The organism is Pseudomonas sp. GL-B-19, assembly GCF_019956415.1.
Classification (GTDB): Bacteria; Pseudomonadota; Gammaproteobacteria; order Pseudomonadales; family Pseudomonadaceae; genus Aquipseudomonas.
In genome coordinates this window covers 1-25,373 of record NZ_JAHBDK010000066.1, presented here as the reverse complement: position 1 = coordinate 25,373, position 25,373 = coordinate 1, and the positions used below count along the sequence as shown (strand labels likewise).

The 25,373-nt window shown below is 59.2% G+C and carries 23 protein-coding genes; 14 read left to right on the top strand and 9 right to left on the bottom strand.

The annotated features are described in order from the left end of the window. A partial coding sequence (locus KGB06_RS24305; protein ID WP_223520282.1) for a retention module-containing protein occupies positions 1-2,236 on the bottom strand: 2,236 nt, incomplete at its 3' end. A 593-nt stretch (positions 2,237-2,829) separates the two neighbouring features. On the opposite strand from KGB06_RS24305, the gene KGB06_RS24300 reads away from it, so the two are divergent. Genes KGB06_RS24300 through KGB06_RS24290 form a run of 3 tightly spaced genes read left to right on the top strand, consistent with a single transcriptional unit; the run spans position 2,830 to position 7,744 of the window. Then, entirely contained in the window at positions 2,830-4,188 is a 1,359-nt protein-coding gene (locus KGB06_RS24300) for a TolC family outer membrane protein (RefSeq protein WP_223520280.1), read from the top strand. 19 nt (positions 4,189-4,207) lie between these two features. Continuing rightward, complete coding sequence (locus KGB06_RS24295; RefSeq protein WP_223520279.1) at positions 4,208-6,367, top strand: type I secretion system permease/ATPase; 2,160 nt, start codon at positions 4,208-4,210, stop codon at positions 6,365-6,367. 9 nt (positions 6,368-6,376) lie between these two features. Further along, complete coding sequence (locus tag KGB06_RS24290; protein WP_223520277.1) at positions 6,377-7,744, top strand: HlyD family type I secretion periplasmic adaptor subunit; 1,368 nt, start codon at positions 6,377-6,379, stop codon at positions 7,742-7,744. A gap of 139 nt (positions 7,745-7,883) precedes the next feature. Here the strand turns inward: KGB06_RS24290 and KGB06_RS24285 are convergent, their stop codons facing one another. Continuing rightward, positions 7,884-8,480: a tRNA-uridine aminocarboxypropyltransferase gene (locus tag KGB06_RS24285; RefSeq protein ID WP_223520275.1), complete on the bottom strand. Its 597-nt coding sequence runs from the start codon at positions 8,478-8,480 to the stop codon at positions 7,884-7,886. 3 nt (positions 8,481-8,483) lie between these two features. Next, positions 8,484-9,377, bottom strand: coding sequence for a LysR family transcriptional regulator (locus KGB06_RS24280; RefSeq protein WP_007945995.1), 894 nt, complete (start codon positions 9,375-9,377; stop codon positions 8,484-8,486). A gap of 361 nt (positions 9,378-9,738) precedes the next feature. On the opposite strand from KGB06_RS24280, the gene speB reads away from it, so the two are divergent. From speB to KGB06_RS24260, 4 genes are all read left to right on the top strand, one after another. Further along, entirely contained in the window at positions 9,739-10,689 is a 951-nt protein-coding gene (speB, locus tag KGB06_RS24275; protein ID WP_150778981.1) for an agmatinase, read from the top strand. A 196-nt stretch (positions 10,690-10,885) separates the two neighbouring features. Further along, positions 10,886-12,265: a sodium:solute symporter gene (locus KGB06_RS24270; RefSeq protein WP_223520273.1), complete on the top strand. Its 1,380-nt coding sequence runs from the start codon at positions 10,886-10,888 to the stop codon at positions 12,263-12,265. Positions 12,266-12,350: 85 nt separating this feature from the next. After that, positions 12,351-13,076, top strand: a complete 726-nt coding sequence (locus KGB06_RS24265) for an MBL fold metallo-hydrolase (RefSeq protein WP_223520272.1) — start codon at positions 12,351-12,353, stop codon at positions 13,074-13,076. Between the two features lie 55 nt (positions 13,077-13,131). Then, a complete protein-coding gene (locus KGB06_RS24260; RefSeq protein ID WP_223520270.1) occupies positions 13,132-13,383 on the top strand; it encodes an acyl carrier protein in 252 nt (83 codons plus the stop codon). A gap of 204 nt (positions 13,384-13,587) precedes the next feature. Here the strand turns inward: KGB06_RS24260 and KGB06_RS29925 are convergent, their stop codons facing one another. Further along, complete coding sequence (locus KGB06_RS29925) at positions 13,588-13,716, bottom strand: PA1414 family protein (protein WP_007914492.1); 129 nt, start codon at positions 13,714-13,716, stop codon at positions 13,588-13,590. A gap of 139 nt (positions 13,717-13,855) precedes the next feature. Then, entirely contained in the window at positions 13,856-14,749 is an 894-nt protein-coding gene (gene ptrR, locus KGB06_RS24255; protein ID WP_223520268.1) for a putrescine utilization regulator PtrR, read from the bottom strand. Positions 14,750-14,852: 103 nt separating this feature from the next. Here ptrR and KGB06_RS24250 point away from each other — a divergent pair, with 103 nt between their 5' ends. Further along, positions 14,853-16,034: an MFS transporter gene (locus KGB06_RS24250; protein WP_223520267.1), complete on the top strand. Its 1,182-nt coding sequence runs from the start codon at positions 14,853-14,855 to the stop codon at positions 16,032-16,034. Here KGB06_RS24250 and KGB06_RS24245 read toward each other — a convergent pair. Further along, the gene (locus KGB06_RS24245; protein ID WP_223520265.1) at positions 15,979-16,911 is read right to left on the bottom strand and encodes a DMT family transporter; all 933 of its coding nucleotides are present in this window, start codon (positions 16,909-16,911) and stop codon (positions 15,979-15,981) included. The two genes, KGB06_RS24250 and KGB06_RS24245, sit on opposite strands and share 56 nt — an antisense overlap. Positions 16,912-17,192: 281 nt before the next feature. Further along, positions 17,193-18,029, bottom strand: coding sequence for a S1 RNA-binding domain-containing protein (locus KGB06_RS24240; RefSeq protein WP_223520264.1), 837 nt, complete (start codon positions 18,027-18,029; stop codon positions 17,193-17,195). Between the two features lie 351 nt (positions 18,030-18,380). On the opposite strand from KGB06_RS24240, the gene KGB06_RS24235 reads away from it, so the two are divergent. The 3 genes from KGB06_RS24235 (at position 18,381) to KGB06_RS24225 (ending at position 20,439) form a co-directional block, all read left to right on the top strand. Continuing rightward, positions 18,381-18,569: a hypothetical protein gene (locus tag KGB06_RS24235; protein ID WP_017337097.1), complete on the top strand. Its 189-nt coding sequence runs from the start codon at positions 18,381-18,383 to the stop codon at positions 18,567-18,569. Positions 18,570-18,788: 219 nt separating this feature from the next. Then, positions 18,789-19,505: a TorF family putative porin gene (locus KGB06_RS24230; protein WP_223520261.1), complete on the top strand. Its 717-nt coding sequence runs from the start codon at positions 18,789-18,791 to the stop codon at positions 19,503-19,505. A 64-nt stretch (positions 19,506-19,569) separates the two neighbouring features. Further along, the gene (locus KGB06_RS24225) at positions 19,570-20,439 is read left to right on the top strand and encodes a DUF6279 family lipoprotein (protein ID WP_223520259.1); all 870 of its coding nucleotides are present in this window, start codon (positions 19,570-19,572) and stop codon (positions 20,437-20,439) included. 123 nt (positions 20,440-20,562) lie between these two features. On the opposite strand, the gene KGB06_RS24220 is transcribed toward KGB06_RS24225, so the two are convergent. Beyond that, the gene (locus KGB06_RS24220) at positions 20,563-20,952 is read right to left on the bottom strand and encodes a transcriptional regulator (RefSeq protein ID WP_223520257.1); all 390 of its coding nucleotides are present in this window, start codon (positions 20,950-20,952) and stop codon (positions 20,563-20,565) included. Positions 20,953-21,130: 178 nt separating this feature from the next. On the opposite strand from KGB06_RS24220, the gene KGB06_RS24215 reads away from it, so the two are divergent. Together KGB06_RS24215 and KGB06_RS24210 are read left to right on the top strand one after the other, a co-directional pair. Beyond that, positions 21,131-21,865: a DUF899 domain-containing protein gene (locus KGB06_RS24215; RefSeq protein ID WP_223520255.1), complete on the top strand. Its 735-nt coding sequence runs from the start codon at positions 21,131-21,133 to the stop codon at positions 21,863-21,865. Between the two features lie 170 nt (positions 21,866-22,035). Further along, positions 22,036-22,311: a hypothetical protein gene (locus KGB06_RS24210; RefSeq protein WP_223520254.1), complete on the top strand. Its 276-nt coding sequence runs from the start codon at positions 22,036-22,038 to the stop codon at positions 22,309-22,311. A gap of 69 nt (positions 22,312-22,380) precedes the next feature. On the opposite strand, the gene KGB06_RS24205 is transcribed toward KGB06_RS24210, so the two are convergent. Continuing rightward, positions 22,381-23,727 (bottom strand): DEAD/DEAH box helicase, encoded by a 1,347-nt coding sequence (locus tag KGB06_RS24205; RefSeq protein ID WP_223520252.1) that lies wholly within the window; start codon positions 23,725-23,727, stop codon positions 22,381-22,383. 192 nt (positions 23,728-23,919) lie between these two features. Here KGB06_RS24205 and KGB06_RS24200 point away from each other — a divergent pair, with 192 nt between their 5' ends. Then, the gene (locus KGB06_RS24200) at positions 23,920-25,218 is read left to right on the top strand and encodes a mechanosensitive ion channel family protein (protein WP_223520250.1); all 1,299 of its coding nucleotides are present in this window, start codon (positions 23,920-23,922) and stop codon (positions 25,216-25,218) included. Positions 25,219-25,373 lie beyond the last annotated feature (155 nt).

Genomic DNA, 25,373 nt, shown 5'->3' with positions numbered 1-25,373 from the left:
CCACATGAATGCCGCCGACATCGAGGGTTTGCAGGCCGTCGAGCGCGGTCACGGTGAAAGTGCCGTTCTGGGTCAGCGCCGGGATGTTCGGGTTGGTGCCGTCGCTGAGGTTTTTCTCATAGACGGTTAGTTCGCCGCCGTAGACGTTGAGGCCATCGAGGGTCACCGGGTCATCGTTGTTGTGGATTTTCAGCACCAGGTTGGCGGTGCTGATGTCGCCGTCCGCATCGGTAATGGTGTAGGCGAAGGTTTCCGTGCCGTTGCCATTGCCGTGCAGGGCTTTGAACTCGGCATCACTGGTGTTCAGGGTGTAGGTGTACGTGCCGTTGGCGTTCAGCACCAACGTGCCGTAAGTCCCGGCAAAGGTGCCGGGGGTGATCGGGCCGGCGCTGGGGCCGGTCGGTATGCGGTCGGCGCCTTGCACGTCATTGGTCAGGACGTTGCCGTTGAGGGTCAGCAGAGTTTCCGATGCAGTGCTGGCGTTGCTGTCGTTCACGCCTTGAGGCAGGTCGTCGACAATGTTGACGTCGAGCGTGCCGTTGGCGGTGGTGCCGTTGTCGTCCACCACGGTCACGGCGAACTGCTCTGGCAGTGAGTTGGCGTCGTTAGCGGTGGGGTGGGCTTCGTTGTCGGCCAGGGCGTAGCTGTAGCTCACGACGCCAGTCGTGGCGTTGAACCCGGTGATCGTCAGCGTGCTCCCCAACGGAGTCGTGACAGATTGCGGGAACCCAGTCGCCACACCGTTGGTGACTACCGCGATGCCGCCGACAGTCAGCGTCGTCACGCCGTCCAAAGCGGTGATGGCGAAGGTGCCGCTTTGGGTCTGCGCCGAAGCATCGGGGCTGCTGCCGTCGCCGAGGTTTTTCTCGTAGACGGTGAGTTCGCCACCGTTGACGTTGAGGCCATCGAGGGTGACCGGGTCATCGTTGTTGTGGATTTGCAGCACCAGGTTGGCGGTGCTGGTGTCGCCGTCGGCATCAGTGAGGGTGTAGGCGAAGGTTTCCGTGCCGCTGCCACCGCCGTGCAGCGCTTTGAAATCGACATCGCTGGTGTTCAGCGTGTAGGTGTAAGTGCCGTTGGGATTGAGCACCAGGGTGCCGTAGGTTCCGGTGAAGGTGCCGCCAATGACTGGGCCGCTGTCGGGGCCAACAGGAATGCGGTCTGCGCCCTGCGTGTCGTTCGGCAGCACACTGCCGGTCAGGGTCAGCAGGGTTTCCGATGCGGTACTGGCGTTGCTGTCATCGACGGCCTTGGGCACGTCGTCAGTGATGTTGACGTCCAGCGTGCCGGTGACGGTGTCACCGTTGCTATCGCCGGCCATCACGGTGATCTGCTCGATGAGGGGGATGGTGCCGTCGCCAGCCGGATGGATGACGCTTCCGTTGAGGGTGAAGCTGTAACTCACCACGCCAGTGGCCGGGTCGTACGTGATGGTCAGGGTGTTGCCCTGTGGCGTGGTGATTGATTGAGGAACGCCTGCAGCCACACCACCCGTGATGACGTTGATGCCGCCGATGCTCAGGCTGTTCAGCCCGTCGAGCGCCGACACACTGAACGTGCCGTTCTGTGTCAACGCGCCTGGATTACTCGCAGAACCGTTGGGCAGGTTGGCTTCGTTGAAGGTCAGTTCCCCGCCCGCTGCCGACAGGCCGACGAGCGTGACCGGATTGTTGACGGGTGTTGGCGGGGGCGCTACGACGGCCGGAGTGCCATCGGAGTTCTGGATATCGGCGTTGTGCCGTTCTTCGGGAAATTCCGGGATGCTGCCAAACCCTGCTGTCGGGAAGCCAATCGTCGGATCGACCCGCCCGCCCACCTCTTCCAGCAAGACAAAAGTGTGGCCGCCGCCCGATGCACCATCGCCCGCCGGGGTCGAGCCAGGCCCTGCCGCAGTGGCTTCAGCGGTCTGCGTCGGGTCAGCGCCCGCCGCGATAGTTTTTTGCAGTTGTTCGACATCGGTCAGCTGCACTTCGCTCGGCGTCACCGCTTCTAAGGTGCCAACGTGGGGCGACTGATGCGCAAGGAGCTGCGGGCTCATCTGCAGATTGCTGCCACGCCCAAGGGTCAGTTCCTCGCCATTTTGCAGATGGACCGCCACCGCGCCTTCGGCTCCGGTGACCAGTTGATCACCGGCGAACAATCGATCGCCCTCGACCAATGCGCGCCGGGTGCCGTCGCTCGCCACCGCGAACACCTGACCAATGACTTTACTGACGATACCGATGAGCGTAGCCATGTGCACTTCCTCCGCTGCCAACAGCTGTCGGCATCCTGTTTTTTCGAAGAAAGTGCTCATGGTTTAAAGCAGGTAACCGAGCAGATCGCCTGCAGAGCGCGTTTACCTGAGTAAGCCGCTGCCCTGGCGATATGCTCGCCCAGCGTGTCGCTCTACCACAGCGTCGGCGACAGCGGGATAAAACCCTCTGCAATCAATGGCTTCGGGGCCCACTTGCGTCGCAACTAGCCTGGTGAACGATGCGTAACAGTCCTGAATCAACCAAGTGACAAAAAACCGTCACTCAAGAACCGTTACGCTGCCCTCCCCTCCAGCACTTCCCAGCCCTAAATCGATAAGTGGACTGAACTTTTCAAAAAACCTTTGAAAGCTCCCTAAAGCTGATAATTCAAAGCCTTTCGCAGTGAACAATGTGCTGGATTTTGCTGATGGCATAAGTTTTTTTTGTCATAAAAGTAATGAGAAATATTTCTTAACTATCCTCTAGAATGTTCTTAGCTCTGTTGTTACAAGGGTGAAACGATTTTACCTATAAATGCCGTCAAATTATTGGCGACTGATAAGCACCATCAGGAATTCAGGGAGATGCACCCATGCGCGTTTTAACCCCTCTTTGCAGCGCGGTTCTGCTGGCCGTTGCTTGCAATTCCAGCGCTCAAGCCATGTCGTTGACCGAGGCAATCCAAAGCACCATCGCAACCCATCCGGAACTGGCCTCGCGGGTGGACTCGCGCCTGTCCGCGGATGAACAGGTGAACGTTGCCAAAGGGGGCTTTTATCCATCAGTTGATCTGACTGGCGCCTACGGGCGGGCGCGCAGCGATAACACCAACACCCGGCAATTCGACAAACACAACACCGAAACCATGAATTACACCCAGTCGGAATTGCGCTTGCGGCAGATGCTGTTTGACGGTTTCAGCACCTCGAACGAAGTTAATCGCACCAAAGACGTGGTCAACTCCCGGGCCTATTACGCACAAGGCACCGCCCAGGATCTGGCCCTGCGCACCATCGAGGTTTACCTCGAAGTGCTCAAGCGCCGCGAACTGGTGACCCTGGCCACGAACAACCTGCAAGCCCACTTGCGCGTCAACGACCAGATCGGCCTGCGTACCCAACGTGGCGTCGGCAGCACCGCCGACTCCGATCAATCCGGCGCGCGCCGGGCACTGGCGCAAAACAACCTCGACACCGCTGAAGTCGACCTGGCGGACGCCGAGTCAAACTTCTTCAGCGTCGTAGGGCGCCTGCCCGATGAGCTCGAAACGCCGCCATCGACCCGCGGCGAACTGCCCGCCACCCTGCCGGAAGCCCAGCAGAGCATGGTGACCAACAACCCGTACCTGAAATCCGCCCAGGCCGACGTGCAATCGGCCGAGAGCCAGTATGAAGTCGCCAAATCGCCGTTCTACCCACGCCTCGACGCCGAAGCCGCGGTGGTCGCAAACAACAACGTGCAGGGCGATGAAGGTCACGACAACGAGTGGCGTGTGGGTGTGGTGATGAACTACAACCTGTTCCGCGGTGGCAGTGACAAGGCGCGCCTGGCCTCCGATGCGCATCAGATCAACCAGGCGATGGACATCCGCAACAACGCCCTGCGCCAGCTCAACGAGAACATTAACCTGGCCTGGAACGCCATGGTCAATGCGAAGAAGCAAACGCCTACCGCGCGCGAATACGCTGAAACCAGTAAACGCGTGCGCATTGCCTATCAGGACCAGTTCGGTCTGGGTCAGCGGTCACTGCTCGACTTGCTCGACAGTGAAAACGAGCTCTACAACGCCAACCGCCGCTACACCGAAGTGCGCTACACCGAGGAATTCTCGATGTACCGCGTGCTGGCCAGTATGGGTGAGTTGCTGAGCAAGCAACGGGTAGTGTTGCCCGCCGATGCAATCGCCTCCTCAGAAGTGAAGAACGAAGCCCGTTTACCTGAAATGAAGTAGCTCACTGGGAGCGATCAATGTGACCAGCATGGAATCCGGCAACACTGGTGTCGATCCGCGCCTCAGCTTCGATGACCCGCTTCTGGACGGTCTGTTGATCCTCTGCAAACTCCACGGCGCGACCGTCAGTCGCGCCAGCCTGAGTGCTGGGCTACCCCTGAACAAACAACGCTTGAGCCTGGACCTGCTGCCGCGCGCAGCGGCCCGGGCCAGTTTGCAGGCGCGTGTACTTCGCCGTGAACTGGGGGATATTTGCGCCCTCAACTTGCCGGTGATGTTAATCCTCAACAACGGCCGCACGGCCATCCTGCGACGCTTCGGCGATGATGGTCAGGTGCTGATCCTGCCCAGCGAAGCCGACGGCGGTGAACAATGGGTCAGCACGCAAGAGCTGGCCGAAAACTACAGTGGCCAAGCCTTGTTTGCCCGGCCACGCCATGAACTCGAAGACTTGCGCTCGCCTCTAGTGCCGCGTGTGGAAGCGTGGTTTCGCGACACGCTGAAACTGTCGAAATGGCTGTACAGCGATGCGATCCTGGCGAGCTTCCTGATCAACCTGCTCGGGTTGATGGTGCCGCTGTTCGTGATGCAGACCTACGACCGGGTGGTGCCGAACCAGGCCACCTCGACCTTGTGGGTGTTGTCGATCGGCTTGCTGATCGGCACCGGTTTTGAACTGGTGCTGCGGGTCGTGCGCGCACATTTGCTCGACACCGCAGGGAAGAAAACCGACGTGATCCTGTCGGCGACCTTGTTCGAGCGCATCACCGGCATGTCGATGAAAGCCCGCCCGGCGACCATCGGCGGTTTTGCCCAGAGCATTCATGACTTCCAGGGCCTGCGGGAATTTCTCACCGCAGTCACCTTGACCAGCCTGATCGACCTGCCTTTCGCCGTGCTGATGCTGGTGGTGATCGGCTTGCTCGGCGGCTGGCTGGTGGTGATTCCGTTGCTGGCGTTTCCGATCACGATCATCTTCGCGATGGTGATCCAGATGCGCCTGCGCGACACCGTGCAAAAAAGCCTGAGCCTGGGTGCCGAACGCCAGGCCTTGCTGATCGAAACCCTCGGCGGCCTCGAAACCCTCAAGGCCTGTAGCGCCGAGAGCGAGCGCCAGCACAAATGGGAAAGCACCCACGGCGCCCTCACCCGCCTCGACAGCCATGCACGCCACCTTTCGGCGCTGGCCACCAACGGCACACTGTTCATCCAGCAATTCTCCGGCATGGCGACCATTGTTGCCGGGGTCTACAGCATCATCGCCGGCAACCTCAGCGTGGGGGCACTGGTGGCGACTTACATGCTCGGTAGCCGCGTGCTCGCGCCACTGGGGCAGATCGCCGGTTTGATCACTCGCTACCAGCAAGCGCAACTGACCATGAAAAGCACCGATGCGCTGATGGGCCTGCCGCAGGAACGCGACGCGAAACAGCGGCCGCTGGAGCGCACACAACTGCAAGGCGCGCTCGACGTCAGCGGCGTGACCTTCCACTACAACGGCCAGAACGCACCGGCACTGGCCAACGTCAGTTTCAGCATGAAACCGGGCGAGCGCATCGGCATCATCGGTCGCAGTGGTTCGGGCAAAAGCACCCTGGCGCGACTGGTGATGGGGTTCTACGCGCCGGAAGAAGGCCAGTTGCTGCTCGACGGTCTGGACCTGCGGCAACTGGATGTCGCGGACCTGCGCCAACAGATCGGTTATGTCGCCCATGACCTGCCGCTGCTGGCCGGAAGCCTGCGCGACAACCTGACCCTGGGCGCCCGCTACATCAGCGATTCACGGATGCTCGAAGTCGCCGAACTGACCGGCGTCACCGAACTGGCGCGCCAGCACCCTCAGGGTTTCGACCGGCCGGTAGGCGAGCGTGGGCAGTTGCTGTCCGGAGGGCAACGTCAGGCGGTATTGCTGGCACGGGCCTTGTTGCTCGACCCACCGATCCTGCTGCTCGACGAACCGACCAGCGCCATGGACAACAGCAGCGAAGACGTTCTGCGGCAAAAACTCCACACTTGGGTCCAGGGCAAAACCCTGCTGCTGGTCACTCACCGCACTGCGATGCTCAGCCTGGTGGATCGATTGGTCGTGCTGGATAACGGGCGAATCGTCGCCGACGGTCCGAAGGAAGCGGTCATTGATGCACTGCGCAAGGGCCGTGTCGGCTCTGCGGCGGTCTAGGAGAACCCCATGGCCCGTTCATCATCCGACACACCAAAGGACCGGGGCTACTTCGGCAGTTTCGGTAAAACCGCCGAGAGTGAATTCATGCCGGAAACCGCCGGCGCCTCGTTGCAGGATTCCCCCCGCTGGTCGCGGATTACCGTGTGGCTGGCGGCGGGGCTGATTATCAGTGCGGTGGTATGGGCCAAGTTCGCGGTGCTTCAAGAAGTCACCATGGGCGAAGGCAAGGCGATTCCGTCGAGCAAGGTCCAGGTGATCCAGAACCTGGAGGGCGGTATCGTCACCGAGATCTTCGTTCGCGAAGGGCAAATGGTGAACAAGGGCGACACGTTGCTGCGCCTGGATGACACACGGTTTCTGTCGAACAAAGGTGAGAGTGAAGCGGATCGTTATGCACTGACGGCGCAGGTTGAACGGCTGTCGGCAGAAGCGGAGGGACGCCCGTTCAAGCTGTCAGATGAAGTGATCGCCAAGGCACCGCAAGTGGCCGAGGATGAGCGCTCGCTGTACGAACAACGCCAGCGTCGACTTGCCAGTGAACAGCGCACGCTGAGCGAACAACTTCGGCAAAAAACCCAGGAACTGGCAGAATTCCGCTCCAAACAGGGACAGTTCAGCTCCAGCCTGGCGCTGCTCCAACAAGAGATGAACATGTCCACGCCACTGGTGAGCACCGGGGCGGTTTCACCGGTGGAAATCCTGCGTCTCAAACGCAGTGCGGTGGAGATCCGCGGCTCGCTGAATGCAACGACGCTGGCGATTCCCCGGGCTGAAGCGGCGATCAACGAGATCAAAAGCAAAATCGACGAGTCGGAACAATCCTTCCGCTCCGACGCGGCAAAGGAGCTGAATGAGAAACGCACCGACCTGTCGAAAATCACGGCATCGAGTATCGCCATCGATGACCGCGTGACGCGCACGACAGTGGTGTCGCCGGTTCACGGCATTATCAAAGTGCTGAAGGTCAACACCATCGGCGGTGTGGTTCAGCCCGGCAGCGACATGGTGGAAATCGTGCCACTGGAAGACAACTTGCTGATCGAGGCCAAAGTGCGGCCGCAGGACGTGGCGTTCCTGCATCCGGGGCAGAAAGCGATGGTCAAGTTCAGCGCATACGATTACACGATTTATGGCGGGTTGAGCGCCAAACTCGAACTGATCGGCGCCGACACCATCACCGATGACAAGGGCAACAGCTTCTACCTGATTCAGGTTCGGACGGATAAAAACCACTTGGGCGGGGATGTGAAACCGTTGCTGATCATTCCCGGGATGGTTGCCACGGTGGATATCATCACGGGTGAGAAGAGCGTGCTGGATTACCTGCTCAAACCGGTGCTTAAAGCGCGGACCGAGGCGATGCGGGAAAGGTAGTCTCTGGCCTGGATCTTCTGTGTTTGTCAGGGCCTCTTCGCGGGCAAGCCCGCTCCTACATTTGATCGCGATTATCCTGAAAGAACTCGGTCACATGTGGGAGCGAGCCTGCTCGCGATGAGGCCCTTAAATTCAACGACTATTTCGGCCCATGATTACGCTGGAAGGTCTCCTCCCCCATCGCCGCGATCTGCCCTTCGATCAACGCCTCGAACGGTTTCAACAATGGCTCAAACGTGCCCGGCGCTTCCAGCGTTTGCAGCGCCTGCACAATCGCCTCCACTGTCGACAACGCCCCCGGCCCCGGTGCCTTGCGCAATCGATATCGCGATACCCCGCCATCCGCCAAGGTCACCCGTGGCAACGCTGCCAGCAGTGGATTGAGGTGCAGCATCTTGCGCGCCTTGCGCCAGGTGCCGTCCGGGACGACCAGCAATAGCGGCTCGTCAGTCGCCGTATACGTTGGCATCGGTTGCGCGTCCTCGCCCGGAAACAACAACCGCGCCTGATACCCTGGTTGATTCAACAGCGCCGGCAAATCCTCGAACACCTCACCGACGATCAGCTCTGCATTCTTCAAGCCCAACGCCGCCAATCGCGCCGTGTTCAATGCGTGATTCACTTCGCTCGGATGTTGCAACAACAGCACTCGGGTGCGGCTATCGAGGCTCGGGATCAGCGGGCACAAACAATGAGTTTGCGGGCGCAGGCAACGGGGACACTGGATTCTGGACATGGATCAGGCCTGATTCAGTTGTGCTTTGAGCAAATCGCGAAAGGTCTGGATCAGCGGTTCGCGACTGCGGCCGCGGCGCACGATCATCGAGAACGGCGCCTGATAACCAAAGGTCGCCGGCAGCAACACACGCAAATCGCCCTTGTCCGCCCATGCCTGAGCGTAGTGCTCCGGCAGGTAACCGATGTAGGCGCCGGACAGCACCAGAATCAGTTGTGCTTCCATACTCTCCACCGTCGCCGCGCTGTGTTTGAAACCGTGACGCGCCAATTCCGCCTGGCTCCAGTAACCCCGGCCAACCATCCGTTGCTGGGTGATGACTTGCTCGGGGATACGCCGCTCGGTGAACAGCGGATGCCTGCTGCTGCAATACAACCAGTGCTGCTCGCGGTAAAGCGGCATGTAGACCAGGCCACTCATGCGTGTGGAGAACGCACCGATGGCCAGGTCCAGGCGATTGTCCTGCACGCCGAGTTGCAGTTCGTACGGGCTCATGACCGACAAGTGCAAATGCACGGCCGGGTGTTCCTGGCTGTAGGCGCCGATGGCTTCGGCGAAGGGCAAGGCCTTGTCGCTGACCGTTGAGTCGATCACGCCAAGGTTCAGCGTGCCGCGCAGTTCGCCCTTGAGCGCTGCGGCGTATTGCTCGAAGCCTTCGAGCTCGCCCAGTAGACGCAGGGTTTCCTGATGAAACAGTTCGCCCTTGCTGGTCAGGCTGAACCCACCACGACCGCGATGGCAGAGCACCAGACCGAGGGCCGCTTCAAGCTGGCTCATGTAGGTGCTGATGGCCGACGTCGAGAGGTTGAGTTCTTGCTGGGCGTTGGCGAACCCTTGATGACGGACCACGCTGACGAAGATGCGCAATAGTTTCAGGTCGGGTAAAGCGTTGGCCATGGGGCTCTCCAGCAAAAAAACGCAGACGATGACACCTGTAGCAGCTGCCGAGCACCGCGAGGCTGCGTTCGGCTGCGAAGCAGTGGTGAAATCAGGCGATGCGGCTTCAGGAAAACCTCGCGTCCAGGTTTGACGACTGCTTCGCAGCCGAACGCAGCCTCGCAGGCTCGGCAGCTGCTACATGAGCTCTGCGAGTCTATCGCTGCCCGAACCATTAGTTTAGAAAAATCTGAACTAAGTATTTGCCCGTAGCGATTCTTCCCGGCCACTACATTTCGCAGAATCGTCTCCCAACGGTGCCTGTGTCTATCCGGACCTGTGCAACCGACATAAATAAAACAACGACGATGAGGCCCTACCCGTGGACAAGATTCTTCACCAACCACTGGGCGGCAATGAAATGCCGCGCTTCGGCGGCATCGCCACCATGATGCGACTCCCCCATTTAGATACCGCTGCCGGTCTGGACGCTGCCTTCATTGGCGTGCCACTGGACATCGGCACTTCGCTGCGCCCCGGCACCCGTTTCGGACCTCGCGAAATCCGCGCTGAATCGGTGATGATCCGCCCGTACAACATGGCGACCGGCGCTGCTCCGTTCGATTCTCTGTCGGTGGCCGACATCGGTGACGTGGCAATCAACACGTTCAACCTGCTGGACGCGGTACGGATCATCGAAGAGTCCTACCACAAGATCCTCGAACACGATGTGATCCCCCTGACCCTGGGCGGCGACCACACCATCACCCTGCCGATCCTGCGTGCCATTCATAAAAAGCACGGCAAGATCGGCCTGGTGCACATCGATGCGCACGCTGATGTGAACGATCACATGTTCGGCGAGAAAATCGCCCACGGCACCACTTTCCGCCGCGCCGTCGAAGAAGGCCTGCTGGATTGCGACCGCGTGGTGCAAATCGGCCTGCGCGCTCAAGGCTACACCGCTGACGACTTCAACTGGAGCCGTAATCAGGGCTTCCGTGTGGTTCAGGCCGAAGAGTGCTGGCACAAGTCCCTGGCCCCGTTGATGGCCGAAGTTCGCGAGAAAGTCGGTGGCGGTCCGGTGTACCTGAGTTTCGACATCGACGGCATCGACCCGGCCTGGGCGCCTGGCACCGGCACCCCGGAAATCGGCGGTCTGACGACCATTCAAGCAATTGAAATCGTTCGCGGCTGCCAAGGCCTCGACCTGGTCGGTTGCGATCTGGTAGAAGTCTCGCCCGCTTATGACACCACCGGCAACACCTCGCTGCTGGCTGCCAACCTGCTATACGAAATGCTCTGCGTACTGCCGGGTGTGGTCCACCGCTAAGGATGGATTCGCTCGCTAAACCGGCGTTGCGACAAACCACCTGATAAACGCGTTACCTGTAGGAGCAAGGCTTGCCCGCGATGAACGATAACGCGGTCCGCCTGATTGACCGCGGTGTCTTCATCGCGGGCAAGCCTTGCTCCTACGGGTTTGATTTTCGCCTCACCATAAAAAAAACAATTGGAGACACGCCGTCATGGCTTTGGATTTATTCGTCGTACTCATCTACGCCGCCGCGATGCTGATACTCGGCTACTACGGCATGCGCAAGGCCAAGACCAACGAAGACTTTTTGGTCGCCGGTCGTAACCTCGGCCCGAGCCTGTACATGGGCACCATGGCCGCCACCGTTCTGGGCGGCGCGTCCACCGTCGGCACCGTACGCCTGGGCTACGTCCATGGCATTTCCGGTTTCTGGCTTTGCGCGGCCCTCGGTTGCGGGATCGTGGCGCTGAACCTGTTCCTCGCCAAACCGCTGCTGAAACTGAAGATCTACACCGTTACCCAAGTGCTGGAAAAACGCTACAACCCGATGGCCCGCTCCGCGAGCGCGGTGATCATGCTGGCGTACGCACTGATGATCGGCGTGACCTCGATCCTGGCCATCGGCACCGTGCTGCAAGTGCTGTTCGATCTACCGTTCTGGGTCTCGGTATTGGTCGGCGGTGGCGTGGTGGTGATCTACTCCGCAATCGGCGGCATGTGGTCCCTGACCCTGACCGACATCGTCCAGTTCGTGATCAAGACCGTAGGCCTGATGTTCATCCTGTTGCCAATCTGTCTGTATCGCGTTGGCGGTTGGGATGAGTTGGTGTTGAAACTGCCGGCCACCGCCTTCAGTTTCACCACGATTGGCTGGGACACCATCATCACCTACTTCATGATCTACTTCTTCGGGATCCTGATCGGCCAGGACATCTGGCAGCGTGTGTTCACCGTCAAGACCGCCAAAGTGGCTCAGGTCGCCGGTACATTCGCAGGCTTCTACTGCATCCTCTACGGACTGGCCTGCGCCCTGATCGGCATGGCCGCTCACGTGCTGATCCCGGACCTGGACAACGTCAACAACGCCTTCGCCGCCATCGTCAAACTGTCCCTGCCGGACGGTATCCGTGGTCTGGTAATCGCCGCGGCCCTGGCCGCCATGATGTCCACCGCCAGCGCCGGCCTGCTCGCCGCTGCCACCACCCTGACCGAAGATATGCTGCCGAAACTGCGTGGCGGTAAACCGTCGAGCCTGCGCATCAACCGCCTGTTCACCCTGTTGACCGGCATCGTCGTACTCGGCATCGCTCTGGTCGTGAATGACGTGATCAGCGCCCTGACCCTGGCGTACAACCTGCTGGTGGGCGGCATGCTGATCCCGCTGATGGGTGCGATTTTCTGGAAGCGCGCAACCACCGCCGGCGCGATCACCAGCATGGGCATGGGCTTCGCCACTGCGCTGGTGTTCATGTTCAAGGACGGTATGGATGCCAATACTCCGATCTACTACAGCCTCGGCGTCGGTCTGGTGAGCTTCGTGCTGGTCAGCCTGATGTCCCGTCGCCCTGCAGCTCAGGCCAGCGCCGCCTAAGCTGAACATAACAACTTGATGCTTTCTTCGGCGGGTGTGGCGTCGGTTGCCACACCCGTTTTTTTTCGTCTGGAGAAAACCTTTGATGAAGATTGTTTCTCGCGATCTTTGGTTCAAGGTGAAACAGCTCAGCGACGGCATTCGCCTGATTCACGAGCCCTACATCCGGCCTTTCTATCGCTGTAACCTTTGGCACATTCAGGGCCGCGACAAGGATCTGCTGTTGGACAGCGGTTCCGGGCTGGTCAGCCTGCGCGAGCAACTGCCCTGGATCACCGAACGGCCACTGGTGGCGGTGGCCAGTCATTGCCATTTCGACCACATTGCCGGGCATCACGAGTTCCCCGAACGGCTAGTGCACCCGGCTGAGGCGGACATCCTCGCCGCGCCGGACGGCGACAACGATTTGAGCAAAGCCTTTGTCGGTGACGACATGTTCGAAGCTCACCCCGATTGCCCGTTGTGCTACGCCGAATACCGGGTCAAAGCCGCACCGGCCACGGGTTTGATAGAAGAAGGCGATGTGCTGGACCTGGGCGACCGCGTGCTGCAAGTGCTGCACACACCGGGGCATTCACCGGGGGGCATCAGCCTCTACGAAGCGGCGACCGAGACGCTGTTCAGTGGCGACATCATCTACGACGGCCCACTGGTCGAAGACGCCTACCATTCCAACCTCGACGACTACGCCCGCAGCCTGAAACGCCTGCGTGAGTTGCCTGTGCGCACGGTGCATGGCGGGCATTTCGGCAGTTTCCCGGGGGAGCATTTGCGCACGATGATTGACGAGTGGCAGCGCTCACACGACTGAAGCCTGCTGTACTCAAGCGCAGGGCCAACAACTCTATCGCCCTCGAAGAGCGACCATGAAAAGAGCCGCCGTTCGCCTCGCCGTCCACCAGCTCATCAGCCGCGTGCTGGAGGGCCGGGATGACTTCAGCGACGACGCCAGCCTGGCGGAGTTGGGATTGGATAAAGAGGACATCGAAGAGCTGATCTTCCATCTGGAGGATGAGCTGGGGTTGACGGCGTTTACGGCGGAGGAAGACCGGCTGCTCAAGACCGCCAGGACGGCGAATGATTTGAGTCGGTTTTTGATTGAGATAGGGCGGCGTTGAGTTTGCCCGGTCTCTGGCATCTGGCTGATCTGTAGCAGCTGCCGAGCACCGCGAGGCTGCGTTCGGGCCAGTCCACGTTCGGACGGAGCCGTCGGTGAAATCAGACTTCGCAGTGTGTCAGGTAGATCCTGCATGCAGGGTTTACGGCTGCTACGCAGCCGAACGCTGCCTCGCGGTGCTCGACAGCTGCTACATGCGTCGCGACTACCGGCGGCGTTGCTGGCGTCGGCGCTGCTCGTCGTCCGTACGAATAGGCACAGGTTGCAGAGGCGGTTCGATCAAACCGAGTGCAACACCCAGATCGTGCAGCCAGTTTTGGATTTTCTCTTTCATGGTGCCCCCTTCAGGGTAGTGCCGAGCGACCGGAATTCTGAGGCCGCTTCGCACTGATAATAGTCCGAAGTCCTACGCAATGCTCATCAAAAGTCGCAATGATCTGTTACTGAATTGAACAAAATACCTGACCGATAGTTCAAGCAATCGCCTGGGCCTGTATCGGTGCCGACGGATAGACCGTCTGTTGCTGCTCGATCCACGCGTTCAAATTGGCCCCGACCATGCCCTTGCGCCACATCAGCCACGTCGTCGCGCTGGCAAATGGTTCCGCCAAAGGGTGCACCGCCACGCTCTCGCGGCCCGGCAGACTGGCGAGCATCGACTCCGACATCAACGCCACGCCCGAGCCTGCAATCACACAGGCGAGCATTCCCGGATAGGATTCGATCTCCATCGCCCTGCCCATAGCAGCATGGTCATGCGCGAACCAGGCCTCCAGGCGCATCCGGTAGGAACAGCCCTGGCGAAAGGTAAACACCGAGCGCCCTTCCACATCCAGCGCACTGCGCACCGGAGGGTGATCAGCCTCAGTGATCAGCACCAGCCGTTCGTCGCATAATGGCACGCCGTCCAGCCCCGCGAACTCCAGCGGGCCGTCCACCAGCGCCGCATCCAGCCGACCGCTGAGCAGACCTTCAAGCAGTTCGCCGCTTGGCCCCGATTGCACCTGCAGGTTTACCGCCGGGTAATTGCGGTGATAACGCGCCAACAAACCCGGCAGATGAATCGCCGCCGTGCTGTACATAGTGCCGAGCACGAAGTCCCCGGCCGGTTGCCCGCCCTGCACTGCCGCACTGGCTTCGTCATGTAGGGCGAACAGCTTGGCGGTGTAGTCCAGCAGGACTTTTCCCGCAGGCGACAACTGCAAACGCTGACGCTCGCGGACGAACAGTTCTACACCGAGCTGCTCCTCAAGTTGTTTCAGCCGTGTCGACAGGTTGGACGGCACCCGATGCAAACGTTCGGCAGCACGGGTGATCGAACCCTCCTGCGCCACCGCCTGGAAGATGCGCAATTGGCTGAACTCCACGATCTTCTCCAATTCAGAACAAGTTACTCACTATTATTCATTTTTAAAGAAAGTCAAACAGTCCTAGCCTGACGGTCATTGATCCTTTACCGGAACTCAGACTATGTCCCCCCTGATTCGCTTACTCGCCAGTTTTATCGCCCTGATGATGGCCATGGGCATCGGGCGCTTCGCGCTTACTCCGCAAATGCCGCACTTGCTCAGCGAAGGTCAGATCGACCTGACCGCAGCGGGCCTGATTGCCGCTGCCAATTACCTTGGCTACTTCGTCGGTGCACTGGACGCGATGTTCTCGCGCAGACCGGCGCAAGTCCGTCAGCGCCTGCTGGGAGGGTTGTGGCTCTGCGTGCTGCTGACCCTGGCGTCGTTCTGGGCCAACGGGTTCTGGTCGCATCTGCTGTTGCGCTTTGGCACCGGCGTGGCCAGCGCCTGGGTGTTGGTGATGATCACCGCACTGAGCCAGCCATTGGCGGCAGCGGCCGGTCGTCCACGGTTGGGCGCGCTGGTATTTGCCGGACCAGGTCTGGGGATTTTTCTCACGGGTTTACTGGCCTTGGGTTCGAACCTGTTGGGGCAGACCTCCGCAACGTTGTGGCTGGTGTATGCCGGCGTAGCGCTGGCGATGCTGCTGGGGATTCTGCCGTTTTTGCCACACCCTCCGGCGACGCGAGCGGCCGCCCCCATCGCCGTCTCGTCGAATCATCAAGGCATCGCTCGATTGAGTGTGATCTATGGCTTGTACGGTCTGGGCTACATCATCCCCGCCACGTTCCTGTCACAAATGGCCAACACGCAGTTTCACGGACAGTGGCAGGCCGACCTGTTCTGGCCGTGCTTCGGCCTGGCGTCGGCTGTCGGCGTGGTACTGGTGAGCCTGCGTCGACATTCCCCAAATGGCACACGCCATTGGCTGATGGTGACTTTGTGGTTACAAGCCGCCGGGGTCTTCGCCTGCCTGTTGGGGAGCGGTACGGGGTTGGCGCTGGGGGTGATGCTGTGCGGCACGCCGTTTCTGGCGTGCATGCAATTGGTGATGCAACGTTCCCGCGAACTGGCGCCCCACGCCACCCAGCGCAACGCCGGGTTGCTGACCGCGTGCTTTGCCGTGGGTCAGCTCGCCGGGCCGTTGCTGGCCGCCCTGAGCAGCCATTTCAGTGGCGGTTTGCAGCCCGCCTTGATCGTTGCCGGCAGCGGATTGCTCATTGCCGGCAGCCTGTTGCTGCGCCCGGTCAGGACTGCCCGAGGGCTTTGCGCAATCGACGGCGAACCCACTGTTCAGCGCTAACGAACGTGATGCCAAGCAGCACCAGCACGGCGCCGATGACAAAGTTGAGGCTCAGTTCTTCCCCCAGCAACACCACCCCGAACGTGACGCCAAACAGTGGCGTCATGAACGAGAACACCGCCAGGTTCGCCGCCAGGTAACGACGCAACAGCCAGAACCAGGTCAGGTAACTGAAGAACGACACCACCAATCCCTGGAACAGCACGCTGGTCACTGCCACCGCGGTCAGGCTGACGTGAGTGATCTGGCCGCTGAGAATCGCGATCAGCATCAGACCGACGAAACCGACGATCAGTTGATAGAACAACGTGAGCGTCACCGGCGCTTCCGACAGGCGCGAAGCGCGCACCACTACCGTAGTTGCGCCCCAGGCGGCACCGGCCAGTACGCCCAGCGCATCGCCCATCAACATGCGGTGATCGAGGTTGTCCCAGGACACGCCACCGGCAAATGCGATGGCGATCCCGACGAATGCGAGGAAAATCCCCAGCCACTGCAAAGGCCTTAAACGCTCACTCGGCAGCAACCAATGCACGCCCAACGCGGTAAAAATCGGTGCGGTGTAAAGGAACACCGACATGTGCGCCGCCGTGGTCAGTTGCAAGCCTTCTGAGATGAAGAAGAATTCCAGACCAAACAGCGCACCGGCCAGCAAGCCGCCGCGCCACGTGGCGCCGACCTGATCCCAGCCGCCTTTCCAGCAGATCAGCAATCCTACGAGCAATGCGGAAATGCCCGACCGCCCCACCGCCTGCATGACCGGCGCGATGTCGGGCGCCGCCCACTTGATGATCACCTGCTGTACGCCCCAGATCAGACACAACCCGATCATCACTTGCAGGGCAAATCCGTCGGCGCTACGCCGGCTCGCGCTCACCGTGACACCTCGACAACACAATCCATGGCAGAAACTCGGCAGAATAAAAACAAAACGCCACAATCCGTAGCTGCTGGCGAAGCCTGCGTCCGTCTCTGTAGCAGCTGTCGAGCCCCGGCGAGGCTGCGTCCGGCTGCGCAGCAGTCGTAAAATCATGCAATGCGGTGTTTCAGAAAGTCCGCGCGTACTGGGTTTACGCCTACTTCGCAGCCGGACGCAGCCTCGCTGGGGCTCGACAGCTGCTACAAAGTGGGCGTCAGCTTAAGTGACCGGCTGCGAGGTCAGCTTAGTTCAATGCGATCCGCATGAATGACGATCTGGCCATTCTTGTACAGCGCACCAATGGCCTTCTTGAAGTTGCCCTTGCTGACGCCAAACATGCTGCTGATCACTGTCGGGTCGCTCTTGTCGCTGACCGGCAGGCTCCCGCTGTTTTCTCGCAACTTGGCCAGGATCTTCGAGTTGAGGCTGGTGGCCGCTTCTTCGCCTACGGGCTGCAGGCTCAGGCTGATCTTGCCGTCGGCGCGGACTTCTTTGATAAAGCCCTTCTCTTCTTTGCCAGCACGCATGAACTTGAAGATTTCGTTCTTGTGGATCAGGCCCCAGTGCTTGTTGTTGATGATTGCCTTGAAGCCCATGTCGGTCGCTTCGGCCACCAGCAAATCCACTTCCTGGCCAGGGGTGTAGCTGGCCGGGGTCTTGTCCAGGTAGCGGTCCAGACGCGCGGTCGCGGTGATACGACGGGTATGCTTGTCGAGGTAGACATGCACCACCACATACTCACCGGCGGTCATCTGGCGTTTTTCTTCGGAGTACGGCAGCAGCAGGTCCTTCGGCAGACCCCAATCCAGGAAAACGCCGATGCTGTTGACTTCAACGACTTTCAAACTGGCGAATTCACCGACCTGAACTTTCGGCTTTTCGGTAGTTGCGATGAGTTTGTCATCGCTGTCCAGATATATAAAAACGTTGAGCCAGTCTTCATCTTCGCTGGGAATATCTTTGGGGATATAACGATTAGGCAACAGGATTTCGCCATCCGCCCCACCGTCCAGATATAAACCGAAGTTAGTGTGTTTAACCACTTGCAAACTGTTGTAACGCCCGACTAAAGCCATTTCAAATACCCTCATTACGTGGGCGCATTCTACCCGGTTTTGCGGACGACGTTCGCTGGCCGGCCCGGTGGTGAAAGAAAATACTCTGCGAACCTTGATTTTCCTGGGCGTTGCCTCCGAGGCCCTCGCCACTCGTCAGCCCGACGAGGTGGGTTTTTCACCTGCCAGTCCATTCATGCGCGGGCTATTTTCGTCAACGTTCTTATTTAAAACAGCGGGTTAGAGACCTATTTCAGATAATGATCCGAGATAAATCAAAGCCCTGCGATGTGTATTTTGAGGGGATATTAGCCAAGCAATTGTCAAGTATTTCCTGTACGATGCCTGGCCAAGTTAGTTTTCTACAGGTTAATGGCCGCCATGCGTGTAAAAGCATCCAACAGCAAAGCAAAGCCAGCTCCGGCCGTTGAAACCAGCGAATCGATCAACAACCAGATCGCTGCGTTCCTCAAGTCCGGTGGTGAAATCCAGCAAATTGCCAAAGGCGTCAGCGGCCAGACGTTCGGCCCGTCCAAGCAGATCACTTTGGGCAAGAAGTAACATCCCCCAAAGATCCGCCGCGTCAACTGGTCCCTAAGCGCTTTGAGCTTCGAAGCGCTTGGACTGGAACCCTCCCGCAATACCCCGACACTCCTCAATTTTTCAAAAATCGACGAACGGCCCTCGATGCCGAGCATTCGCCGGTATGCTTGCACACGTCTAGAACAAGCGTTTCAGCAGGTTTTCGATTCCTGCTCCTCGCTGTCAATGGAGTGACGCATGCTCAAGTCCTCTCTCATAGTGCTCTGTACGTTGCTGGCATGTCCGGTTGCCAACGCGCAGGTTTTCCAGCGCGAACTGGGCGACTTCGACCTCAAGCTCGGCACTACGCCCAGCCGCAGCATGGCCCAAGGGTTGGTCAAGCCTTCCAGTACTGGTTCATTCCATGGTGGCCTCGACCTGACCCACGACAGCGGCTTCTACGTCGGCCAATGGGCCCCGAGCATGGGGTTGAGTCCAGGCAAGAACCTTGAAGTGGATTCCTACGTGGGGTTTAAACAACCCTTCGATCAAACCCTCGGGTACGAAGTAGGCATGATCCACTACAGCTATCCGAAAGTGGACACCCTCGACAGCCAGGAGCTCTTCGGCGGCCTGACCCTGCTCGGCAGCCGCTTTGGCGCCGCCTTCAGCAATGACCCGGACAAACTGAACCGGACACTGTTTGCCGACCTCGGCGGCAATCAACCATTCGGCATCGGGATCAGCATGAAGTACACCACCCACCAACTCTATACACCGGCGTCGGTCGACAGTGGGTATATCGGCAGTTTTACCGATTGGTCGGTGCAACTTTCACGGCCGTTCATGGGCATCGATCTGGACCTGATCTACAGTGATTCAAGTCTCAGTGGCAGCAACTGCTCGGCCTATTCCGGGCACAACAGTCAATGCGACGGACTGGTCACTCTCAAGGCTGAACACGCGTTTTATTGAACAGCTGAACTGCCGGAGTCATCCTGCGTTCACATGAGAACCTACGCTTAGCAAGGATCTGCCCATGTCGCGCTGGCTCATTCGTTTCGCCGCTCTACTCATCCTGAGCCTCGCCCTCGGCGCGTGCAGTCGAGTGGGCCTGGCCTACCGCAATCTCGACGTGATCATTCCGTGGACGCTCAACGACTATCTGGACATGAGCGGCGAGCAGAAAGACTGGTTCAACGAACGTCTCAAGGAACACCTGAGCTGGCATTGCACCACGCAACTGCCGGGCTACCTGGATTGGCTGGACCGCTTACAAACCATGGTCGAAACCAACCAGGTCACCGACGCCGCGCTGCAAGCCCGCACGCGGGAAGCCAAAGCCGCCATCGCCCAGACCGCCCGGGAAATCACCCCGTCGGCGGTCGAGTTGTTACAGGGGCTGGATGACAAGCAGGTCGCGGAAATGAACGACGCCTTCGCCAAGGACCTGCGCAAACGGCAGCAGGAATACCTCAAACCGTCCCTCGATCAGCAGATCAAACAGCGTGCCGAACGCATGGAGAAACGTCTGGATGACTGGCTTGGCCCGCTGAGCCCCACCCAGCAACAACGGGTGTTCACCTGGTCAAAGGCCTTGGGTGACCAGAACACGCAATGGATCGCCAACCGCGCACACTGGCAGACGCAATTCAGCGCAGCCGTTGCCCAGCGTCATAGTCCGGACTTCCCACAGAGAATCGAGACGCTTCTGGTGAATCGCGAGAGTTTGTGGACGCCGGCCTATCGCCAGGCCTACGCCAATACCGAGGCTCAGGCCCGGGGGTTGATCGTGGATTTGATGGCCGAGAGCACGCCGGTTCAGCGTCAGCGGTTGTTGAAGAAAATCGAAGGAGTGCGCAAAGACTTCAACGACCTGAAGTGTCTGAAGGCAGCCAAACAAAGCTGATCCCAATACAAATCCCCTGTGGGAGCGAGCCTGCTCGCGATTGCGGTACACCAGTTACATCACTGTTAACTGATACACCGCAATCGCGAGCAGGCTCGCTCCCACATGGGTACCCAGTGTTCTTCAGGCAATCTGCGCTCTCGACGCCACGTCATCAAACGTCACTTCATCCAGTGCATCCTCCTGCTCATCCAACACCTGCCGCGGATGGTCGTTGCCCGGAATGCTGCTGTCGATCAAGCTCAATAAACTGGAGCCGCGTAGCGTCAAAATGTAATTCGAGCCGGTACCGCCCTGCTCCTCTGGCCGAGGCTCGATGTAGCCACGTCCCAGCAGTAATTTTTCGTACTCGCCGGCCACTGTTTTCAAGTGATCCAGGTTTTCCGTCTGCTCACCCTCCGCCGTTTTCTCTGCCACGTATTGCTCGGCATAGGGCCGTGGCGTGAAGCTGCTGGCACCGTTTTGCACCTCGTGCAGCAAGCGTTCAATCAAATCCCAGTTATAAGTGGTCATCCTGATTCAGCCTCCAGACCGCGTGATTGAGAGGGCCCTCTCAGGTTGTGACCGACACCGGGCGCAGCCGTTCAGCCGAGGTTTTGGGCAGCACCGACCGGCGGTATGTCGAATCTGGCGCAGGCCAAACGACTAGGCTGTGTAAGTCACCTCCCAGCCTCCCGCAGGAGCAATGCCAATGAACATTCAGAATCATCCCGTGGTGTCCCGCGAAGAATGGCTCGCCGCGCGCAAACAACATCTGGCCCACGAAAAAGCCTTCACCAAGGAACGAGATAAACTGAGCGCCGAACGCCGCGCCCTGCCCTGGGTGAAAATAGACAAGGACTACCACTTTCAGGGGCCCCACGGCGAACTGAAACTGGCCGATCTGTTTGGCGGCCGCAGTCAATTGGTCATCTACCACTTCATGTTCGCCGCCGGATGGGACGAAGGTTGCCCTGGCTGCTCGTTCCTGTCCGACCACATCGACGGCGCCAACCAACACCTGGCGCACCATGACATTGCCGTCGTGGCGGTTTCCCACGCACCGTTCGCCGAATTCCAGGCCTTCAAACGGCGCATGGGCTGGAAATTCGATTGGGTGTCGTCAGAAGGCTGCGACTTCAACTACGACTTTGGCGTCACAGCCCGAGCCGAAGACGTCGCCGCCGGCAAAGCCACTTACAACTACGAAAAATCCGACGGCGCCGAAGAAGAACTCCCCGGCCTCAGCGTGTTTTATCGCAACGAAGCTGGCGACATCTTCCACACCTATTCCACTTACGCCCGAGGCCTGGACCTGTTGGTCGGCGCCTACAACTACCTCGACCTCACACCCAAGGGTCGTAATGAAGAGGAAATCATGGAGTGGGTGCGGCATCACGATCGATATGAAGAGAAAGCCGCGGCCAGCTGCTGTCATGGGGGATAGAACACAACATCGAGTTGCGGCCATCGCGAGCAGGCTCGCTCCCACATTGGATTTGTGTTCGCTAACAATCCCCTGTGGGAGCGAACTTGCTCCGGGTAACTTCGCTGAACTTTTTCCGAGCTTCAACCCTCAACCGGTTAACCCGCCTTAACCGGAATCGAGGCTCACTTATGAAATCCCTGCTAAAAATCACCCTCGCCGCCACCCTCGCCTGCGCCCTCCCCGTTTGGGCTTGCACCCCCGAGGACGCCACCGCCAAGCGTGAACAACTGGCTCAGGAAGTGGCCAAGCTGACCGAGCAGAATCCGGCCAAAGCCAAAGAGATCAACGCCGAGTTGCAAAAGATGGATCTGGTCACGGCCAGCAAGGACTTACCGGACAAGTGCCAGTTAATTGATCAGCGGTTGAAAGAGTTGGAGACGGCAGATAAGAAGGCCGAGAGCTGATCGACTCAGGAATCCCGCGCATAAAAAAACCGGACATCAGTCCGGTTTTTTTGGGGTCACGAAAACAGCTTATTCAGCCGCCGGCGCTTCCGGCTTGCGGCGCTTGAGCGGCGCCATGCCGTCTTTGCTGACCAGCGACAAGGCGTCGGTCTTCGGGCGGTTGGCGATTTTGCGTTTGGTCGGTGCCTTGGCGCCGGTTTTCTTCTTGTCGCCTTTGGCGTCGACTTTTTTCTTTTTCACGCCAACGGCTTTGCCTGAGGCCTTGACCTTTTTCGGTCCGCCGTAGGTGCCTTTGACTTCCTTGATGGTGCGGCGCTCGAAGCTCTGCTTGAGGTAGCGCTCGATGCTCGACATCAGGTTCCAGTCGCCGTGGCAGATCAGCGAGATGGCCAGGCCTTCGTTGCCGGCGCGGCCGGTGCGACCGATACGGTGAACGTATTCGTCGCCGCTGCGCGGCATGTCGAAGTTGATCACCAGGTCCAGGCCATCCACGTCCAGGCCGCGTGCGGCGACGTCGGTGGCGACGAGGATTTTCACGCCGCCCTGCTTCAGGCGGTCGATGGCCAGTTTGCGGTCTTTCTGGTCTTTGTCGCCGTGCAGCACGAACGCTTTGTATTCCTGCGCCACCAAGCGACCGTAGATGCGGTCGGCCATGGCCCGGGTGTTGGTGAACACGATGGCCTTCTGATAGGTCTCGTTAGCCAGCAACCAGTTGAGGATCTGCTCTTTGTGCACGTTGTGGTCAGCGGTGATGATCTGCTGACGGGTGGTCGCGTTCAGGTCGCTGACGTTGTTGACCTGCAGGTGCTCAGGGTTGTTCAGCACCTGGGCCACCATGTCGCGTAAACCCGAACCGCCGGTGGTGGCGGAGAACAGCATGGTCTGCTGGCGGTTGGTGCACTCGGCGACCAGACGCTGCACGTCTTCGGCAAAGCCCATGTCGAGCATGCGGTCGGCTTCGTCGAGCACCAGCACTTCAACTTCTTTGAGGTCGAGGTTGCCGGCGTTCAGTTGCTCGATCATCCGGCCCGGCGTACCGATCAGGATGTCCGGCACCTTGCGCAGCATCGCAGCCTGGACCTTGAAGTCTTCACCGCCAGTGATCAGACCGGACTTGATGAAGGTGAACTGTGCAAAGCGCTCGACTTCCTTGATGGTCTGCTGAGCCAGCTCGCGGGTCGGCAGCAGGATCAGGGTCTTGATGCTGACGCGGACTTTCGCCGGGCCGATCAGACGGTTGAGGATCGGCAAAACGAAAGCAGCGGTTTTGCCGCTACCGGTTTGCGCTGTCACCCGCAGGTCACGCCCTTGGAGCGCCAGCGGAATAGCCGCTGCTTGCACTGGCGTTGGCTCGACAAATTTAAGCTCGGCCACGGCTTTGAGCAGGCGTTCGTGCAGGGCGAATTGGGAAAACACGGGTGCTACCTCGAAGAAATACAAAAAAACAGCTGCATAGGGTAACGGTTTCGAGCGCTCAGGCCGAGTTTCTTTGTGAAAACGACGATAAACAGTGGCTTTTTGTTGCCTGATTTGTCTTCAAACGTCATCCAAACCCACTTAAATGCTCTAATCGACCGATCGCGTCCTACAGAAGAATCGTTTTAGCCCATGGATATCAAACAGCTCTGGCTCAACGTTCAAGACCTTTGGGGCACCCTCGATCAGCACCCGCTCCTGCATTCAAGCCTGGCGCTGATACTGTTGTTAGTCATTGCGCTGGCCCTCGGACGAGTGGCGCGTTACCTCATTCTTCACGCGACCAAAATGCTCGGTCGTCAACCGGCCCTGCACTGGATCAACGACTTTCGGCATAACAAGGTCTTCCATCGCCTGGCGCAGATGACGCCGTCATTGGTGATTCAGTTTGGCTTGCAACTCGTGCCGGAGCTGAGCAAGACCAGCCTGAATTTCCTCGGTAACGTGGCGCTGGCGTTCACCATGCTGTTTCTGCTGCTGGCGTTCAGCGCCCTGCTCAGCGCCTTGCTGGACATCTATGCACGTACAGAACACGCCCGCACCCGCTCGATCAAAGGCTACGTGCAACTGACGAAATTGGTCTTGTATGTGCTGGGGGCGATCATCATCGTCGCCACCCTGATCGACCGCTCGCCGCTGTTGCTGCTGTCGGGTCTGGGCGCCATGTCGGCGGTGATCATATTGGTCTACAAAGACACCCTGCTGTCGTTCGTGGCCAGTGTGCAACTGACCAGCAACGACATGCTGCGGGTGGGCGACTGGATCGAAGTGCCGCAAGTCGGCGCTGACGGTGATGTGGTCGACATCACGTTGCATACGGTAAAAGTGCAGAATTTCGATAAAACTATCGTCTCGATCCCGACCTGGCGCTTGATGTCCGAGTCGTTCAAGAACTGGCGCGGCATGCAGCAATCCGGTGGTCGACGGATCAAACGCAGCCTGTTCATCGACGCCAGCGGCGTGCGTTTCATCCGCGATGACGAAGAGCAGAAGTTGTCGCAGGTGCATTTGCTGACTGATTACATCGGTCGCAAACAGGCTGAACTCAAAGCCTGGAACGAAGCCCAGGGCAATGTGGCCGCCATGTCGGCCAACCGTCGGCGGATGACCAACATCGGAACCTTCCGCGCTTATGCGCTGGCGTATCTGAAAAGTCACCCTGAGATTCAACCCGGCATGACCTGCATGGTCCGCCAGATGCAGACCACCGCGCAGGGCATTCCATTGGAAATCTACTGCTTCACCAGCACCACGGCGTGGGCGGATTACGAGCGGATTCAGGGGGATATTTTCGATTACTTGCTGGCGGTGCTGCCGGAGTTTGGGTTGAATCTTTACCAGCAGCCGAGTGGTGGTGATTTACGGGCCGGGTTGTTGCCGGCGATGCTCGGCGCAAGCCACATCCCTGAACCTGAAAAACACATCATGTAGAACCACAAAAACCCTGTGGGAGCGAGCCTGATCTGGTCCAGTAATTTTGGACATTGTTTTCGGTTCTCACGCCGCCATCTTTTCTGCCGCTACCGGCGAGTGGTAACCGTTGTAGCTGTGGCGCCTTACATTGTTGTAGCGCGCCACATATCGGT